The 19,912-nt window shown below is 36.4% G+C and carries 14 protein-coding genes; 5 read left to right on the top strand and 9 right to left on the bottom strand.

Annotated features, from left to right (window positions below):
* Window positions 1–74 precede the first annotated feature (74 nt).
* The 6 genes from C0T34_RS12370 to C0T34_RS12345 all read right to left on the bottom strand — a co-directional run bounded on the left by C0T34_RS12370 (window position 75) and on the right by C0T34_RS12345 (window position 10,269).
* A complete protein-coding gene (locus C0T34_RS12370; RefSeq protein ID WP_109850229.1) occupies window positions 75–986 on the bottom strand; it encodes a sensor domain-containing diguanylate cyclase in 912 nt (303 codons plus the stop codon).
* A 39-nt stretch (window positions 987–1,025) separates the two neighbouring features.
* Entirely contained in the window at window positions 1,026–1,496 is a 471-nt protein-coding gene (bcsD, locus tag C0T34_RS12365) for a cellulose biosynthesis protein BcsD (protein WP_098941534.1), read from the bottom strand.
* A 15-nt stretch (window positions 1,497–1,511) separates the two neighbouring features.
* Window positions 1,512–5,213 (bottom strand): cellulose biosynthesis protein BcsC, encoded by a 3,702-nt coding sequence (locus C0T34_RS12360; protein WP_098941535.1) that lies wholly within the window; start codon window positions 5,211–5,213, stop codon window positions 1,512–1,514.
* A 12-nt stretch (window positions 5,214–5,225) separates the two neighbouring features.
* A complete protein-coding gene (gene bcsB / locus C0T34_RS12355; RefSeq protein WP_098941536.1) occupies window positions 5,226–7,577 on the bottom strand; it encodes a cellulose biosynthesis cyclic di-GMP-binding regulatory protein BcsB in 2,352 nt (783 codons plus the stop codon).
* A gap of 2 nt (window positions 7,578–7,579) precedes the next feature.
* On the bottom strand, window positions 7,580–9,700 hold the full coding sequence (gene bcsA / locus C0T34_RS12350; protein ID WP_098941537.1) for a UDP-forming cellulose synthase catalytic subunit: 2,121 nt from the start codon (window positions 9,698–9,700) through the stop codon (window positions 7,580–7,582).
* A 170-nt stretch (window positions 9,701–9,870) separates the two neighbouring features.
* Complete coding sequence (locus C0T34_RS12345) at window positions 9,871–10,269, bottom strand: hypothetical protein (protein WP_098941538.1); 399 nt, start codon at window positions 10,267–10,269, stop codon at window positions 9,871–9,873.
* Window positions 10,270–11,622: 1,353 nt separating this feature from the next.
* Here C0T34_RS12345 and C0T34_RS12340 point away from each other — a divergent pair.
* The 3 genes from C0T34_RS12340 (at window position 11,623) to C0T34_RS12330 (ending at window position 13,938) form a co-directional block, all read left to right on the top strand.
* A complete protein-coding gene (locus C0T34_RS12340) occupies window positions 11,623–12,186 on the top strand; it encodes an NADAR family protein (RefSeq protein WP_226892340.1) in 564 nt (187 codons plus the stop codon).
* Between the two features lie 158 nt (window positions 12,187–12,344).
* Entirely contained in the window at window positions 12,345–13,256 is a 912-nt protein-coding gene (gene nagK / locus C0T34_RS12335; RefSeq protein WP_109850228.1) for an N-acetylglucosamine kinase, read from the top strand.
* Between the two features lie 97 nt (window positions 13,257–13,353).
* Window positions 13,354–13,938 (top strand): rhomboid family intramembrane serine protease, encoded by a 585-nt coding sequence (locus C0T34_RS12330; RefSeq protein ID WP_098941540.1) that lies wholly within the window; start codon window positions 13,354–13,356, stop codon window positions 13,936–13,938.
* A gap of 19 nt (window positions 13,939–13,957) precedes the next feature.
* Here the strand turns inward: C0T34_RS12330 and satP are convergent, their stop codons facing one another.
* Window positions 13,958–14,521 (bottom strand): acetate uptake transporter, encoded by a 564-nt coding sequence (gene satP / locus C0T34_RS12325; RefSeq protein WP_109850227.1) that lies wholly within the window; start codon window positions 14,519–14,521, stop codon window positions 13,958–13,960.
* A 361-nt stretch (window positions 14,522–14,882) separates the two neighbouring features.
* Between satP and C0T34_RS12320 the strand changes: the two genes are divergently transcribed.
* Window positions 14,883–15,275: a YgiW/YdeI family stress tolerance OB fold protein gene (locus tag C0T34_RS12320; RefSeq protein WP_098941541.1), complete on the top strand. Its 393-nt coding sequence runs from the start codon at window positions 14,883–14,885 to the stop codon at window positions 15,273–15,275.
* 496 nt (window positions 15,276–15,771) lie between these two features.
* Complete coding sequence (locus C0T34_RS12315) at window positions 15,772–16,221, top strand: DUF411 domain-containing protein (protein WP_098941542.1); 450 nt, start codon at window positions 15,772–15,774, stop codon at window positions 16,219–16,221.
* A 187-nt stretch (window positions 16,222–16,408) separates the two neighbouring features.
* Here C0T34_RS12315 and glmS read toward each other — a convergent pair whose 3' ends face one another.
* Complete coding sequence (gene glmS, locus C0T34_RS12310) at window positions 16,409–18,235, bottom strand: glutamine--fructose-6-phosphate transaminase (isomerizing) (protein ID WP_109850226.1); 1,827 nt, start codon at window positions 18,233–18,235, stop codon at window positions 16,409–16,411.
* Window positions 18,236–18,395: 160 nt separating this feature from the next.
* Window positions 18,396–19,769 carry a bifunctional UDP-N-acetylglucosamine diphosphorylase/glucosamine-1-phosphate N-acetyltransferase GlmU gene (gene glmU / locus C0T34_RS12305; RefSeq protein WP_098941544.1) on the bottom strand — a complete coding sequence of 458 codons (1,374 nt, stop codon included), beginning with the start codon at window positions 19,767–19,769 and terminating at the stop codon, window positions 18,396–18,398.
* Window positions 19,770–19,912: the final 143 nt, after the last annotated feature.

The raw sequence follows: 19,912 nt of genomic DNA, 5'->3' as shown, positions 1-19,912 counted from the left end.
CCTCTTCGTTAAAAAGAGATAACGTTATTTTTAATATATCTTTACTAAAAAACTTTCTATTTAAAATCTTTTATTTAAAATCCGGAATAAAATCCATATTTGTTACCACCCATTTCTTTTATAGAATAAAGTGTTTCATCTGCAGATTTTAATAATTCAGATAATGTTTTTCCATCTTTAGGATATTCAGCAATACCTAAACTAATTGAAGGGGTTAACATAAAATCCGAATTAATATCGATGGGCTTTTCCATTGATTTCCAAAGTGATTCTATTATTTCTAACAAAATCACAGAACAAGAACGTAATCCTTTAGGGAAAAGCACAGCAAATTCATCGCCACCAAGCCGCCCACAATAGACTTCACTATTTTCTAACTGTGACAATCGTTTTGATATTTCACACAATACCTTATCGCCTGCATGATGCCCGAATTGATCATTAATAGATTTAAATTTATCGCAATCTATAATACCAAGACAAAATGAAGATGGCTGTGAAATATTTAAGCGTTCATTTTCGATTTTTTCAACAATACTTAATCGATTAGATATTCCAGTTAATGAGTCAATATAGCTTTTATTAAACAACTCGTTTCTTAGCTCTACCTTATCAGTAATATCTAAGCTAATAAACACATAGTGAGAAATTAAATTACTTTCATCAAAAACAGGAATAATACTAATATCTTCCCATATATCTTTTTTTGTATCGTTATTTCTTTTGGCTTCTAATCGATATACTCCCTTATTATCATTATTACCATTTACACAATAATTAATTTGATTCTCATCAACTAAGTCAAATAAGCTGTATTTTTTACCTTTTATATTTTCAAAGTGAACATTATTAAATTCGCAATATTTTTCATTTGCATAAATAATGATGCCATTAATATCTGTTACTAACATCATGAAAACATTATTAGTAAATTGCTTTATTAATAAGCATTTAGAATTATCATCATTAAATATCATTTCATTCATTTTTGACCTCCTATGCTCATCAATAAAGCATATATATTATTATTCGGCTGATGAGTTATGCGCATAGCGGAAAATAAAGACATCTTTTGCATCAGTAGGTTGACGATGTACTTGCATCTTGGCATTACCACCTTGATCCGTTAACCAGCCTTCATATAACCCTTCTAAAACACCGGCACTTGCAACACGCCACTGACCATCATCTTGGCTTTGCGTAAAATGAGGCCATGCACAATGAACCAGTAAAAGTTCGCTCATTGCAGGAGATATCGTGACAAAACCCCATTTAAATAGTGTTAATACGCGATTAATATGTGATTCAAGTAATTGAATATTTTCGCTTTCAGGTAAAGGATAACGTAAGGCAATATCTTTACCTATGTTCCTTAATTTATTTCCAGCAGTAGAAATATCATTGTCATTTAAGATTTGAAAAAATAATAATTGAGTTAGATCTTGCCAGCCACTTTCAAAAGGTAATTGTAAGATATCACTGTCATGCTTATTCATTATTTGTCTCCTTAATTATTTAGACAGGAAGTCTGGGGTATATTTTAAGTGTAACCACATATTATCTTCAGCATAATCACCCGATGTATCATGCGATAAGCTGACACCTAACTCGGTTTCTTTGTTTAAATAATATTTCGCGTCTAAACCTAATCTGTAAGTAAAATTCGTTTCGTCTTCTTCTTCGTACTGAGATTTAATACGAGGATCGCTCGCATTCTTTTTATTTAATGCGTTTTGCATATAACCATGTGTTGGGAAATAATCGCTACCTTTCTGTTTGTAACTTTGTATCCCTATTGCACCATTTAATGAGACTTCGCCTTTTTCAAAACGACGGGTATAAGCAACAGGCAATGAAACAGACACATAATCTTGTGGGCTAAAGTAGCCACCGTGTCCTAGAGAGAAGTAGTTTTGGTTATTTCTAAAGTTCATATAATCAACATGCACACCCGCTTTTACTTCTTGTTGATCATCTTTATAGAACTTAGCATAAGTGCCAATCCACGCTTTCACTTCATCATTACTCGCAACACTTTTACCTTCGTAGTTATAGAAACCACCACCAGCATAAGCACCTATTTTTCCATCATCCCAAGCATATTGAACTTTAGCGCCGTTACGAGTTACACGGCCCCAACTTTCGCCAGTCATTGGATCAGTACGCCCCATATAAGAAAGTAGACTATCTTTTATGGCTCTGCGCTCTGCGGTCAGTGTTAGTTGGCCATTTTGGCTAATTTGAGGTGAATATGTGAGGCCACCGACAACCGTTGCAGTATCTTTACCTAATGGCGTTGAGCCCACATCAAAGCTGACATCCTTGTCTGATAAACGCAGTCCTAATTCAACACCTGAAGCACGTTGGCTACCTGCTTCATCGGCATTAATTTTGTTTTTCTCATCATGGTTATCGCTATTCTTAGCAAAGCGTTCAGCATGTTGAAGCTGACCAGTACCAAAGCGGTTAGCTCTTTCTCCTGAAACCGAACCACTGGTCATTGAAACTGGGTTAACACTAAATTCCCAACGGAATTCTTCACCAGGTACACTTGAAATACTCATTGGTGCTGAAATTTCGGTGACGTTAGATAATCCTTTATCACCATTACGATGACGTATAGCTACACCACCCTGTACCCAAGGTGAGACTTTCTCTTCTAGCTCACGAATAGAACGTTGAACCGATGCCATCTCTTTACGTTCATAGATAGAACCCGCAATAGCAGGATTATCACTGCCTCCTAACGTACTTAATTGGCCGACAGAGGTTTTTAATGTGCTATCACTGTTTTGCCATTGCGCACTACGCAGTAACGTTAATGCTTTACGATTTTCACCATTTAATTGCGCAATTTGCGCGGCTTGTAATAAATAAGCTGGTTGTGAAGATGAAGGAATTTGCTGCAACAACTGCTGTGCTTTTCTTCCATCTTTCTGTGCTAATGCCACTTCAATTTGAGCTTGGATTAATTTGCTATCTTTTCCTTGCTCTTTTTCTAAGTAAGAAAGAATTTTGTTTGATTGTTCAGGCATTGATTGCGCTAAATAAACACGACTTAATGCCATTAATAAATCGGGATCATTAGGTGATGCTTTTAAAGCAATGACTAACATGTCGTAAGCCGCTTTAATTTCGCCTTTTTCACGTAAGCTATCGGCTTGCGCAACTTTAGTGGCAACTTCTAAACGTTTTTTCTCAACAATCGGTGTTTCTTGTTGTAAAGCGGGATCATTAATCAAGCTAGATGCCTGTGTATAATGGCCTAACTCATTGAGAACGTTGATGTGACTTGCATAGTTACCTACCGAGCCTTTAGTGCCTTTTGCAATATCACTTTCAACTAATTGTAACGCTTCATCGTTTAATCCACTGTTAACTAATTTCTCTGCTAATTCACCCACATCATTTGGATAATCAGCAACTTGATTAATTAATGGACGTAAAATATTACGCATGGCCACAAGGTTTCCAGCCTGACGATAATGGTCAGCTTGCGCAAGTTGGCGATGGAAACGAGCACGCTGTAATAACTCTTTTTCAGCTTCAGTTTGTTGATTATGGCTACTGAGTAAGTTAAAAACTTTATCCCACTCTTTTTGCTCAACATAAAATAGAGATGCCACATAATCAGAATCTCTTGTTCTGCGGTTTTGTAGCTGTGAAATAATATTTTTTGCACCAACACTATTGCCATCAGCCGTCATTAAGCGTGCTAAATCAAGGTAAACCCAGTTATTTTGCGGGTTTTTACGCTGTGCTTGTAAAAGTAATTGTCTTGCTTGAACACGATTACCACTTTCTAATGCTTTTTGCGCTTCACGGCGTAATTTCTCAGAAGGATCGGTATTCGCAGTCAATTTTTGACGCAAAGAAGCAGATTGTTGAGCCAGTAATTGTTCTGCTTTCGTATTCTGTCCTTCCTGAACTAATAAATAGTAATAAGCAGAAATCACTTTTTCATTACGACTATTTTGCTGATAAAGCCCTGACAGCAATTGGTGGGCAGCCGGTAAATTACCTTGCTTTCGCAATAAGTCAGCTTGTAATAAATTGGCTGATAACCCTTTTTCACCTGAAGCACTGGTTAATGGGGCTAATTGTTCAATAGCTTGTTGAATATTTCCTTGTTTAGCGCGTTGTTGTGCGTTGCGTAATTGTGCATAAAAACCCGCATCTTCCGCTTGTTGCTTCCATTTACTGCCTTGTTCGCCACCCGATTGCGCAGCTTGATTTAATAAACGCTGACCGGTGGTTAAATCACCTGAACGTAATGCGATATAGCCTAAACCTGCTAAGGCTTGCGCATCATTGTTATCTGACGCCAAAGCTTGTTTAAAATAACCTTCGGCTTCTTTCAATTTTCCTTTGTTTAATGCGGTATAACCTGCTTGGCGTGCATTACCTTGAATAGCACCTTGGAAATGCTCTGCAACCGCTTTATCGTTCGGGTTTGCTTGCAAATAAGTTTTATATAACACTTCATCATCAGGGCGAACATTCAACCATAACAGTGCTTGACGCAGACCTTTTTTGGCCGACTCATCACCCGAGATATTCCCTAAAATAGTTATCCCTTCACGACGAGTCTCTTCGTTATAAGTCAGTGTTAATCCTAATGCTTTTTGCGTTTCTTTATTATCAGGCATCAATGCAGCACGTTGCTTTAATCCCGTAATGGCTTGAGGCAACATTGCCGGTACACCTGCCATCGTTTGATAATATTCTAACACCAGTGTTTCAGGTGGCTCACTGCTCACAAATAAACGTTGGTACGCTTTTATCGCTTCTTCGTGTTGCCCCTTTTTCGCTAACTCTCTGGCATATCCTAATTGTTGTTCACTAAATTGTGATGAACGGATGTTTTTTAATCCTTCAATTCGTGGATCTTGCGGTGCAATTTGCGCAAGTTTTTCTCGCCAATAAGTTGCTTGTTTTTCATTACCTTGTTGTGCAGTAAAGAATGCCATTAAATACAGTGCATCCTGATTATTGCTTTCCATAATCAAAACTTTTTGCAATGCTTCTACTGCACGTTCATCGTGCGCTCTACCATGCCAATAATTAGCTTGTTCAATAAGAGAACTGACAATACTTGGATCAGTTGCTGTTGTATTTGCCTCAACTGCGGTTGCTTGTACTTGGCTTGAAGCCCCTAGAATGCAACCTGCATAGATGACTTGAACGATGATATTAAGTGCGTGATTTTTCATCCCATATCCCCCTTATTTGTCTGAACGATGCTGTGATATCTGATGTAAACGACGAGTTGAACGACGTTGTAACCAGTAATAAGTCACGAAGCCCGTCAACGCACAAAAACCAACCGCTAAAAGACCCAGCAAATAGACGTGCCTAGAGCTATACCAAAGGAATTGTTGTAAGAAAGGTAAGTCACCTTGCGAGAAGTGTTCACCTAAATGGAAACTTTTTACGGTGTCTTTACCACTAATAAGTGTGATATCGCCTTTAATCGCCGCATTTATTTGGGCTAAATTTAAGTCATTGATAATGGTTTTTATCGAATCATTACCTTTCGCGGTAACTAACACGACAATCCTATCGCTTGCCCAAGGTGAGATAAAACTTATCATGCCACGCCAATCTTTCACTGAAGATAAGTAACTTGCAGCATCATCACTTTGAGATAAATAATCGCCAGCCATCCAACCTTTTGCTTTATCAATCAATGATTGCGGTTTGACTTCGACGTTTTTATTTAAAAACGAGAAAGCTTGTTGTGAAAAACGTGCTGGTAAAAAACCGTCACTACTTAATGAGCCAATAGCTAACACATCGTGTTGAGAGAGATTATTTTTCTCAAGCTCTTTAGCACCTAAGAAAACTGATGCATGAGAAACCGGTGTACCTGTGGCATAGCCTGATCTCGCCATTAAGTTCACTAAGGTATAAAGCTCTTCTATTGTTGGATTTTCAGGTAATAGCAGTGTGGTTTGTGAAAAATCCGCACGGCGACTAAATGGGAATGATGCCCCTGAAAAATAAGCCAAGTTCGGCATTCTTGAGTAGTGCCAAGTATTTTTAAATTGCAGCGTTGATTGCGGATCAATTTGGCTAATTAAGCTACTGCCATCCGTTAAAATACAAGGAGCATCCTCAGGTTCACGTAAGTCAAAATAAAACTGCAATTGATTCTGACTGTAGATCTGACGAGGATTTAAATAGAGCGTGCTATTTTGCTGTTCACTCTCCATTCCTAGCCATTGTCTTAATATACCTAAAGGTTCTGAACGCGCAGGATACAACGCACCTAAGAATTGGTTATTCAAAGAAGCAATCAATGAAGAGCGACGACTATTTAGTTTATCCGAATGAGGGAAAACATATTTCAAATCTAAAGGTAACGCATCACCATCCCACCAAAAGAGATCGGGAGAGACACGAAACGAAAACTGGTTCGGTGCATGGTTAATACCTTGACGCGAAAAGTCATCACTACCATTGGCAATTTGACTTAACGAAACAGGTTTATTGGTATTTAACCAACGAGGTGCATCATAATCTTTACGCATAGCAAGCGTTTGAGAAGTCACCACTAAGTGATCGTTTTGTGGCAATTTACCGTTGTTTAACGCCCATACTGCTTGGCGAAGAGATTTATCATTATCACCACTGATCAGTAATAATTTAAAAACAGGATCGACCGGGTTATCAACAATGGTTAATTGCCCACTATTTCCTGAAGGTAGTGTAATACCCGCAATAGTCTGTCCTGAATAGCCGACTAAAATACCATCACTTTCAGGTAACTGATTCATTAAAACAGGTAAATCAACTTGCTTAATATCATGACTGAAACTGCCAAACCATGATGCAGCAATAGCTGCTGTTGTTACCTCTGCATGATCAGGTTTATCTGACAATATGATGGGTAACGAGGTCGCTGTCATTCTGTCAGGATCAAAGAACGGTAGGGGCAATCGTTCCAGACTATACCCGCCATTAATCCAGCGACCTCGATAATCTAATGATGAATCAGGTGAAATAACCAGACTTAATCCTTCAGCTAATGGAGGAATACATTGGTTTTCATCCAATGCATCACGATTGGCTAAACGAAAGCTGAGGTTATTTACATTCGTCAACATTATTTCAGGGATTTCTAAAATATATTCATGCTCTTGCCCACCTTCTTCTAAAGGTAGAAATCCCATAGGTTGACCATTTAGCATTAAGTGAAGTGTTTGATCAGATTGAATTAATCCTTGAGACGCTTTCACTTTCATCGTTAATGTGGCGTTATCAATAAATAAATCGTTCGCCATATTAAACGTCACACCAGAAAGTAATCTTCTTCCTGATAACACGATAGGTGATGGACTTCCCATCTGTGCCAATGTTAATTGCTCTTCGATATTACGCGCTTCAGACAATACGCCCTCTTCAAGTTGGATCGGGTTATTCGCATTTTGTTGTACTGGGGAATGCGTATAAGAAGTTGGATCAGGTAAAAGCTCTCCTCCTAGATCTAACATTCCGGTATCTGCTTGAGAAAGATTAATACTTGCTATCGCCATTGCCGTTAGGCTTAGCATTAATGTCAGTTTCTTTTTCATGCTTAGTCATCCCCGTTAATAGATTGCACAGAGAGTGAAGCTTTTGCTTTCGTTCTTGTTGCTGGTGCTTTCACTTTTTGGCGACGACCAAAGAACAGTTCAAAAATACAACGCGTAATGCCTGCCAATTCTTTAAATGGTTTGTCTTTATAATCAGCTTGATGGATCCATGCATCAGCACGACCAAAGACAATACGCACTAATTTGCGGCGAAGATTTAAATCAATAGGCAAGAATTCAAGACGTAGTTGATTGCTTTCTAAACTCACCATATCAACAGGAACAGTAACTTCATCTCGTTGCACATTCAGAGTGATTGAAGTGACATTACGTTGGCGAAGTTCAGACATCTTATTCACGACAATGCGAACACCCCCCATTGAAATATCTTCAGTAGTTGTCGTTAACTCAGCACCATCATCAAAATGTAAGGTAATAGGGAGAGATGCGTTGATCCGTGTATGCTTACGAATTTGTCGAGTCTCTTTACCTACTGCAATAGAGGCAAGAATGATAAATAAACTGTAAGTTGCCCAAGCCAGGTTTAAAACAATAACCAGTGGATCAATACCTTGGAAGTCATTTAATAGGTAACGAACAATAACCCATGAAATCCCAGTGATAAGAAGAAGTGCAGTGATGATTAATGGACGCACAGTGAGGTAATCCATATAGCTTTTATCAAGCAAATCACCTTTATCTGTTACGTTAAATTTACCTAATTTTGGTGAAACTAAGCTCAGTAAAGTTGGTAACACCAAACTAAATGCCATAACGGTTTCATAAATTTCGCCCCAGAAAGAGTAACGGTATTTACCGATATTTTTCGAGTTTACATAAACCGACATGATTAAGTGTGGTAGCGCATAGGCAAATATCATGCTGGCGGATGAAGCGATAATATTGAGGTTAAATAACATAAACAGTAACGGTGCAGTCAAGAAGATGATACGAGGTAAACCGTACTGAAAATGGAGCATGGCATTGAGATAACATAAACGCTGAGGGAATGTTAAACCACGACCTAACATTGGATTATCGACACGGAATATTTGCGTCATCCCTCTAGCCCAACGGATACGTTGGTTAACGTGTAATGCTAAACGTTCTGTTGCAAGACCTGCGGCTAAAGGAATATCAATAAATGCAGAGTTCCAACCTAAACGTTGTAATTTAAGCGCAGTATGCGCATCTTCGGTTACTGTTTCAACAGCGATACCACCGATTTCTTCAAGGGCACTACGACGCATAACAGCACATGAACCACAGAAGAATGTCGCATTCCAGTTATCATTACCACGTTGAACAGGGCCATAGAAAAGCGCACCCTCATGCGGTGCATCTTTAGCCGCACTTAAGTTACGTTCAAATGGGTCTGGCGAGTAGAAATAGTGTGGTGTTTGGATCAGCGCTAATTTTGGATCTTCAAGGAAGCTGCCGACTGTTGCCTGTAAGAAAATACGTGTTGAGATGTGGTCACAGTCAAAAACACAAATTAGCTCACCGTCAGTTAATCCCATCGCATGATTTAAGTTACCCGCTTTTGCGTGATCATGAACTTCACGTTCAATGTAAGTTACACCAACATCACCAGCGAATTGTTTAAATTCTTCACGGCTACCATCATCCAATATATAAACTTTCATTTTATCTTGTGGATAATCGATAGCTTGTGCAGCTAAGACGGTATCACGTACTACATCCAAACTTTCGTTATAGGTTGGAATATAAATATCAACAGTAGGCCATTGAGAAACATCTTTAGGTAAAGGTGCTATTTTTCTATTTAATGGCCATGATGTTTGGAAATATCCTAGAACTAATATTATCCAAGAATAAATTTCAGCCATAAATAAACCACTACCTAAAACAGCCTCGATAGTTGTATTAAAATTTAAGGTATTTGTTGCACGCCAGTAGAGATAACGCGTTGACATCAACAATGAAATAAAAACCATTGTTAACAATCGTTTTTTTGATTTTTTAAAACCGATAACAAATAACAGCAATATATTGATAATACCGAATATATATTGTTGTTCGGCGCTCATTGGCATAACAATGAGTGAAAACATTGTTATCAATAGAAAAGCCGTAATTAATGTTTTAAATATTTTATTCATAAACCCATACCTTTGTCATCGCCATAGATCTTTTCTTAAGACAAAGGCCCCCATCGACATTAATAAATATCGAAAAGAAATAAACCTATCTTAAAAAATAAAATAACAATGGCTAAAGATTGACACCAGTCAATATTATTTATTTACACAAAGAGTTTTGCTTATTTAGATCAGACAGAGGCAATAAATGACAATATATCTTTTAATGATATATTTTCATGTGCATGAACTCTATCTGTTTCTTTGCTATCAAATATTTTATTATCTGCTAACAAATTTTGCTTACTCTTAATTAAATGGTCTTTCTTTGCTTTAACAACTAAAGCATCCTGGTGATAAGAAGGGATAGACGATGAAGTAACAGGCTGTTTTGGTTCGTTTTTCACAACAAGTGAAGTTTCAGAAAACGTATTATTACTTAAATTACTAATTTTATTATTATCTTCTTTATTTATAACTACTGGTTCTATTTTATTATCAACATCTTGTATTGTAGAGGAAGAAAACTCCTGAAAAGCAAAGGCATCTTCCTGAAACTTATCTTTTAGGTTACTAATATCATCATACATAGTGTGGCCCCTTTAATAACAGTACGCTAAACCTTGTTCAATAATTTGATGCTCATCCAAAATAAGGAAGAGAGAACCTTATAGATAATTTTCACAAAAAGTTAAAAATATATCTTTATAAATTAATATTTAAACTCTCATTAAATCATCAATTAATGAACATCAACTATGTAGGGTAAAATAATCTTATAAATACCAATTTATTTAATTACAAATAAACATCATCCGATTAGGAGTAATGATTATTTAAATTAAATTGTATAATTATTTTAATGAAAAAGACAACATCAAAAAAAGTGTAAAAAGTAAAACAGCACTCATTTTTACTTTATAAAAATGGGTACTTTTACTTAATTTAATATTTATTATTACTATCAAAAATAGCGTCTTTTTCACCTAAAAAAACAGGTTTTAAAACCAGATAATAACTAAAGTTAATTAATAACAATTTGTATAAATTTTATAAAAATAAAATTCTAAAATAATTATTTATTGATATTATTTCTTCTAAAAACCAAAGAAGCCATCAAGATCAATTTTAATAAACTCTCTTTTTTTGATTCTAAAAAAGACTAAAAAATAATAATTTAAAATAGAAAACATTATTTATTCATATTGATCATCATCAAAATAGGTTTCTTTTTTACACCTAAAAGGTGAATTTATTGCTTTTTATCACATTACGACCGTTTAATTTTATTAAGGGAAAATAAAATACATCAGTCTTGGTTAAGTTTTAGAAAAAAACATCAAAATAAAAGACAAAAATAGATTATCAATCTATGATGTGTTTTATTATTTACTTATAGTAAATACCGCTAAGAATAACCTGTATTCCAGAATAATTAACTTAAGTAATATTTTATCTATAAAATGGTATTGTTAACTTAGCTTAACAAACATACAAGCGTGATGTAGTTCAAACAATAAATGTAACAATGAAAATAAGTACATAAATTAATTTAAGTTATTGAATTAATAATATAATAAACATTACATTAGTTACAAATACCAATAATCAGTATAAATACCGATATTTACACTTTTTTATATTAAGAATACTTAATTAACTACACCTTTCTACTAAGTGAGTAATATCATTTTAAGATTATCTTTTTATGTAACTATATTAATAAAGATGTTTTTTACATGAGGTTTTTTAAGAGTAATCCTAAGAAACTAAGTTCTATTTTTTTTATCATTCAGCAAAAACCAATCAAATTAAGATTAATTTAATCAGGATAATTTAAAATAGCCGAATCGCTTCACCTACTAACAGAATAGCAAAAAGGCACTCTATCCTTCTTTACTTCTATGCTATCTTTATTAAGTGAATTAGGAGTATTCAACATAATGGGAAAAAAGATGGATTTAGAACAATTAAAAAAAGAATTTCGTACAGGCAGGAAAATAAAGTTCGTTTACTTTTGGGGACACAAAAGCAAAGGTAATGACATCGCAAAAAGTTGCTTTAGCCAATGGTATCCAGCACCTTTTATATTAGATGATGTGCATTATGCTAGTGCTGAGCACTATATGATGGCTGAAAAAGCGAAGTTATTTAATGATATAGAAGTCAGAGAGCGCATTATCACTACATCTAATCCAGGCTCAGCAAAAGCATTAGGCAGAGAAGTAAAAGGGTTTGACCAAAGCATTTGGGAACAACACCGTATGGATATTGTTATTCGAGCCAATATCGCTAAATTTTCCCAAAATGAAGAACTCGGTAAATTTCTGATTTCAACAGGCAATCGTGTGCTTGTTGAGGCAAGCCCCGTAGATAAAATATGGGGTGTCGGTTTAAGTGAGCAAGATAACGAGATTAACAATCCTCTTCTTTGGAATGGATTAAATTTATTAGGCTTTGCTCTAATGAAAGTACGTAGTGTTTTGATTGAAAGTAGAAATCAATAGATAAAGAAAACTCAACTGTCACCAATCACTGTTCTTCTTTAACCTAGTGTATATAAGCAGTAGAGATAACTTAAGTATTGACTGAAATAGAAATGGCCACGTAACGACAACCTTGTCGTTGCTATAAATAATATTTACAGAATAATTAAGAGACTGATATGTATTATGGTTTTGATATGGGCGGCACAAAAATTGAGCTTGCCATTTTTGATAAAGATTTAACTCAAGTATGGCAAAAACGTGTTCCTACACCTAAAAATGACTATCAGGCATTATTGAATGTTTTTAAGGAACTGACTTTAGAAGCTGACAGCGAACTAGGTTGTAAGGGAAAAGTAGGTGTGGGTGTTCCTGGTATTGTGAATGCTAAAGAAGGAACAGTGTTTACCACTAATGTTCCGGCAGCTAAATACAAACCTATGGTTCACGATCTCGCAAATATACTCAATAGACCCGTTAAAGTCGAAAATGATGCTAACTGCTTTGCCTTATCGGAAGCTTGGGATCCTGAGTTTCGTCATCACCCTTCTGTATTAGGTCTTATATTAGGCACGGGAGTGGGTGGCGGATTTGTTATTGATGGCAAAGTATTGTCTGGCAAGAATGGGATTGCTGGTGAAATCGGTCATATGAATCTGAATGTAGATGCAGATAATGTGATCGGCGAAACGATGCCAAAAATTATTTGTGGCTGTGGCAAAAAAGCGTGTTTTGAAACCTATTTATCGGGCCGTGGTTTTGAACGCATGTATAAAGCCTTCAATGATGCCCCACAAAGAGCGGTTGATATTGTTGAGCAATATTATGCAGGCGATGAAAAAACTCAAGAACATGTTGATCGCTATATGAAAGTACTTTCGATTTACCTTAGCAATATTCTTACTGTACTTGACCCTCATTTGATTGTTATTGGTGGTGGATTATCACAATTTAACGCACTGTATGAGCTATTACCTGAATATCTCTCACACTGTGTTTACGGCAATGCACAAATTCCATTAATAGAAAAAGCACGTCATGGTGATGCAGGCGGCGCTCGTGGAGCTGCTTGCCTTAATTTATTAGACTGATAAATAAAAAAGAGCCTTTCTTCTTTTTTCTTAAAGGCTCTTCTATTTATAGCTTATAGTGTTTTATCAGCGCCATCACATTATTAAGGCTATCGGTATGGATAAGATTTGGTTTAAAAAAAGACTCACTTTTCTTGGTGGGTTAACTATCATATTAGTATTACTTCAACTAATTAACTCACTACTCCCCATCTCTCTTCTTCAATGGGGCATTATTCCAAGAACAGGTGAAGGTCTAATTGGTATTTTTATTGCGCCTTTCATTCATGGATCTTGGTCTCATCTATTTAGTAATCTACTCCCGCTTCTTATTCTTAGCTTTTTATCCATGACCCAATCTCTACGAGAATATGTGTTATCCAGTATATTTATCATTATCGTAAGCGGTTTATTAGTTTGGATTTTTGGACGAAATGCTGTTCACGTTGGTGCAAGTGGATGGATTTTTGGGTTGTGGTCTTTGCTTATTGCTCACGCTTTTACTCGACGTAAAATCATCGATATTGTGATCGCACTCTTTGTTCTATTCTATTATGGATCAATGGCCTACGGATTAATCCCAGGACAATTAGGTGTATCAACAGAATCACATATTTCAGGTGTTATTGCAGGGCTACTTTATGCATGGTGTGCAAGAAAGCTAATTCGCCGTAAAAGCCGAGTAGTAGAAGTGGCTAAATAGCCACTTCTCTATAAAACTGTTACTTATGACCAATTGGCAGTATTGTTCTGCCATACATCTCATTTAATACTTCAGCCATTGCAAGATAAAAAGCACTGGCACCACAAATGATACCTTCAAAACCTGCAATTTTTAAAAGCAGTGCATTGCCGGTGATATTTCCTATCGCCAGCAAAGCAAATAAAACTGTCAGGCTTAAAAAGACAAACTGTAGCGCTCTATTGGCTTTTAATGTGCCAATAAACATGAAAAAGGTAAAAATTCCCCACAGCGCTAAAAACACACCTAAAAAGAGAGGTGTTGTTGGTTCGCTTAAGCCCATCACTGGTAATAACCAAATTCCTACCAATGTTACCCAAAAAAAGCCGTAAGAGGTAAATGCAGTGGCGCCAAAAGTATTGCCTTTTTTGAACTCAAAAATTCCAGCAATAACTTGAGCGATCCCACCATAAAAAATTCCCATACTCATAATGACTGAGACAACTGGGAAAAAACCGGCATTATGTATGTTCAACAAAATCGTTGTCATACCAAAACCCATTAAACCTAATGGACCCGGATTGGCAATGCGTTCGTTAGTCATAAAACCTAAAACCTCTAAAAATAATAGGGGAAAATTAAAAAAAATTTGAAGGCGCTGGATGATAAGAGGTAATACATCTAAAAACAATGATCCCAAAGGGTATATTTTTGAATAACCGCCAACACCGATCCCAAGGGGAAATAACTAGTAGATTTAACTTAGAGAAAAGAAGTATTTAGTGATAGATTCTTATATCAACAAAAAGAACAAAGAAAAATAAAGGTCTATAATTTAAAAGTTAATATCAATCAGTTGATACATTAATACTTAAATTTACCTTAACATGCGGTTTTATACATAGAAATGAAATAAAATCTAATACATTAATTAGTTGAATTATTAACCTATAAGCGAGCTTGTTATGAAAAAAATACTTGTATTATTAATCGGTAGTACTTTGGCTTTTGCATCTCAAGCAAGTACAACACATGAAGGTGGCTTTCAAGGATCTATTCAGACCCCCACAGAGCAAGGTGGATTTAAAGGCCCTTCTATTAGTGAAACAACCGTTGCTAAAGCAAAAGATCTTTCTGATGACACTTGGGTTATCTTAACGGGAAAAATTACCAAAAAAATTGGTGATGAGCTGTATGTTTTTGAAGATAGCACCGGCGGTATCAATGTAGATATTGATAATAAAAGATGGCGCGGACAAACAGTGACACCAGAAAATACTGTCAGAATTGAAGGTAAAGTTGATAAAGAGTGGACAAATACTGAGATCGACGTAAAACAAATTACTATTATCAAATAATTACCATCAAATAATTTGTCTTTAAATTAAATACAACCTGATTATTATAAAAGCTAATATACTGAAATATATTAGCTTTTTATTTTTTATTTTTTTATATTTTAGTTTAATCAATAAAATTGGATCCTTTATACAAATTTCTCCGCTTTAATCTCAAGTTAGGTTTAGGTTTATAGTTATTACCAGTTAAAGCACAACCACTCTTCGCAAGAGGTGATTTAACTCATGAGATACCCTCATAGTCGTTTACATCCTAACTACTCTACGTTTACCCTGTTTTCTCCATTTTAAGCCTGCTATGCAGGCTTTTTTCTACTTATATCAAGTCATATTCTCAAAAAATATCAGAAAAGGATAAGCAAAGTATTATTTATACCTTTGTTTTCTATAAATATTTTTTTACAAAACTCTACGCGTTTATACCTTAATTAAATTGACCTTCCAGTAGGGGGAAAGATTATTGTTTCGTCTATCAATTTAATGAAAGGAATAAACAATGAAAAAGTTATTACTGCCTTCTATCATTGCAATCTCTGCTTTTACAAGTACAGCTTATGCTTCTAACCATAATGTTGTTGAGGTTTATAAAACAGAGAGTTGTGGATGCTGTACTTTATGGGCTGATGGTGTAAAAGAAGCTGGCTTTAACGTTAAAGTGAATATCGTTTCAGAAACACAATTAATGGAAAAGTACCAACAAGCAGGTGTACCCAATAATTTATTAAGTTGCCACTTTGCGACTTATCAAGGTAAAGACTTAGTCGGACATATCCCGGTTGATAGCTTAAAAAATATCGACTTAGTGGATAAATCTAAATCTGGTATTGCTGTTGGGGGAATGCCTGCGGGAAGTTTAGGTATGTATGCCGGTGATTATAAAGAGCCTTACCAAGTTATCGCTTTTGATAAATCGGGTAACCAATCCCTATTTAAGTCTTACAACTAGTTTTTTCACTTATTTTTCTTAGTTAGTTTTGTTCTTACTGTAGTGTTGTTTTAATTGCGATATATCTCTCCGATAGTGCTATTTTCCTCTGCCTGTTATCGATTACAGGCAGAGTTTTATTTTATAACCATAAAAAACCAGCCAGCTTTTTACAGCATGACTGGCTCTTTTAGAATAAAACTAATTTTTATTCAACCGTAACAGATTTTGCTAAGTTACGAGGTTGGTCTACGTCTGTGCCTTTAATTAAAGCAACATGATAAGACAATAACTGTAATGGTACGGTATAGAAAATCGGTGCGATCAGTTCTTCAACGTGAGGCAGTGAAATTAACTTCATCGTTTCGTTTTCTTCAAAGCCTGCATCTTGATCAGCAAACACATACAATAAACCACCACGTGCCCGAACTTCTTCGATATTAGATTTTAATTTCTCTAATAATTCATTGTTTGGCGCAATGATGATAACCGGCATATCTGCATCAATTAAAGCTAATGGACCATGTTTTAGTTCACCAGCAGCATACGCTTCTGCATGAATATAAGAGATCTCTTTTAGCTTTAATGCACCTTCTACCGCAATCGGGTATTGGTCGCCACGACCTAAGAATAAAGCATGGCTTTTTTCTGAGAAGTCTTCAGCTAACGCTTCAATCACTTTATCTTTCGATAACATGCTTTCAATGCGACTTGGCAATGCATGTAATGCTGTTGAAACTTCCTGTTCTAATGTCGAAACACCTTTAATACGTCCCATATATGCCACCAGCATTAATAGAACGGTTAACTGTGTTGTAAATGCTTTGGTTGATGCAACACCAATTTCAGCACCCGCTTTAGTCATTAAAACAAATTCAGATTCACGAACTAAAGAAGAGCCCGCAACGTTACAAATTGCTAAAGAAGATAAATAACCTAGCTCTTTAGATAAACGTAAAGCAGCTAATGTATCAGCTGTTTCACCTGATTGAGATAATGTGATCAGTAAGCTATTACGGCGAGTCGCTGGTTTGCGGTAGCGATATTCTGATGCAATTTCAACATCACAAGGAATACCTGCTAAAGATTCAAACCAATAACGAGAAACCATACCTGCGTTATAAGAAGTCCCGCAAGCTACAATTTGAATATGCTCAACTTTAGATAAGATCTCTTCAGCTTTAGGCCCTAACTCACTGAGATCAATTGTTTCTGATTTTAAACGACCTTCAAGGGTGTTTTTAATCGCCAGAGGCTGTTCGTAGATCTCTTTTTGCATGTAGTGGCGATAAACACCTTTATCACCCGCATCGTATTGAACATTTGATTCAATCGTATCACGATTAACTTCTTCGCCATTTACATCAAAAATATGAACGTGGCGACGAGTAATTTCAACAATATCCCCTTCTTCAAGGTAGATAAAGCGACGGGTAACAGGTAATAATGCCAATTGGTCAGAAGCAAGGAAGTTTTCTCCCACACCAAGACCAACCACCAGCGGACTACCAGAACGTGCAGCCACTAATAATTCTGGTGTGCGACTATCCATAATTACAGTACCGTAAGCACCACGTAATTGAGGAATAACGCGTTGTACAACTTCACGTAATGTACCACCTTGACGCTGTTCCCAGTTAACAAGGTGAGCAATTACTTCAGTGTCAGTTTGAGATGCAAACTGATACCCTTTTTTAATTAATTCTGCTTTCAGTTCTTGGTAGTTTTCGATAATGCCATTGTGTACCACGGCAATAGTGCCCGATACATGAGGATGCGCATTATCTTCACAAGGTTCACCATGTGTTGCCCAACGTGTATGAGCAATACCTGTACCACCAATCACTTGTGTCTTTTCTGCTTCATCAGCCAACATTTGTACTTTGCCAGCTTCACGCAGACGTGTCATTTTACAGTCATTATCCACAACCGCTAAACCCGCAGAATCATAACCGCGGTATTCTAAACGACGTAAGCCTTCAATTAAGATTTCAGCGATATCGCGTTGTGCAACTGCACCTACTATTCCACACATTGTGTTATTCCTAAAACTGTGCGTTTATTCGCACTTGAATGTCTTATACCTGATTGGTTTATTCCCCAAGCCATTGTAGAAAGCGGGGATATTTTTTTGTTTTTAGAATAATAGCGTACAAGAAAAGGGCGCTAATTAAATATACGCCCTTATCTTAAAATTATTGTTTTTTCTTCACTGGACGTTTCCATCCACTGATATGAGTTTGCTTAACTCGACTGATCACTAATTCGTTTTCATTCACGTTTTTAGTGAGCGTTGTTCCTGCACCAATGGTTGCTCCATTAGCAACAGTCACTGGTGCCACTAATTGGGTATCTGAGCCAATAAAGACATCATCACCAATAACTGTTTTGAATTTATTCGCACCATCGTAGTTACAAGTGATTGTACCGGCACCAATATTAACGTTAGCACCGACTTCAGTATCGCCTAAGTAAGTCAGATGACCGGCTTTAGAGCCAACACCTAAGCTTGCTTTTTTCATCTCAACAAAGTTACCAACGTGAGCTTTATCCGCTAATTCACTACCAGGGCGAAGACGTGCAAAAGGCCCAACAGTACACTCTTGTGCTAAGTTTGCATCCTCGATCACCGTATATGGGCTAATGATAGAATTATCACCAATCACACAGTTTTTCAGGACACAACCTGTACCAATTTCAACGTTATTCCCTAAAGTCACATCACCTTCAATAATAACGTTAGTATCAATCACGACATCTTTGCCGTGAGTTAATGTACCACGTAAATCAAAGCGCGCAGGATCAAGCAACATGACACCTTCTAATAATAAGCGTTCTGCTTGTTCTGTTTGGTAAATACGTTCTAATGCAGCCAGTTGTAAACGGTTATTCACGCCTTCCATTTCACTATGACGACGAGGGTGAGCCGTCTCAATTTTACGGCCTTCTTTATACGCTAACGCGATAATGTCAGTAATGTAATACTCTTTTTGTGCATTGTTATTATTGAGTTTACCTAACCAACGTTTTAAATCACCACCGTTTGCGACTAAAATACCTGTGTTGATTTCAGTAATTTTGAGCTGTTCTTCAGAAGCATCTTTTTGCTCGATAATGCCAGTCACTTCGCCATTTTCACGAACAATACGACCATAACCCGTTGGGTTATCTAAAATAACCGTTAATAAGCCAATACCGCCTTCTGGTTTTACTTCAATTAAACGTTCTAACGTTTCTTTGGTGATAAGTGGAACATCACCATAAAGCATCAGGATATCTTCATCATCAGCAAAGAAAGGCGCAGCTTGTTGCATTGCGTGACCTGTCCCTAGTTGCTCCGCTTGTAGTACCCAATTAACAGGTTGTGAACCTAATTTTTCTTTCATTAGTTCACCACCGTGCCCATAGACAAGGTGTGTTTGTTGAGCACCTAATGACTTGGCAGTATCAATCACATGTTGAACCATGGATTTACCCGCAAGTTTATGAAGAACTTTAGGTAACTGTGAATACATGCGGGTGCCTTTTCCCGCAGCAAGAATAACAACGCTTTTAGCTGAATTAGACATAATTAACCCGATAACTCCCGTAAAGAATGGCAAGTAAACCTGTTTATGCCAAATAATACTACATATTTCGTCACACAAAATATTTCATGACGCAAAAAAGCCAGTTAGTGAAGAACCAACTGGCTTTTTTATTCATAGACTGC

The organism is Proteus sp. CA142267, assembly GCF_003336825.1.
GTDB lineage: Bacteria > Pseudomonadota > Gammaproteobacteria > Enterobacterales > Enterobacteriaceae > Proteus > Proteus terrae.
This window is presented reverse-complemented; position numbering and strand designations above follow the sequence as displayed.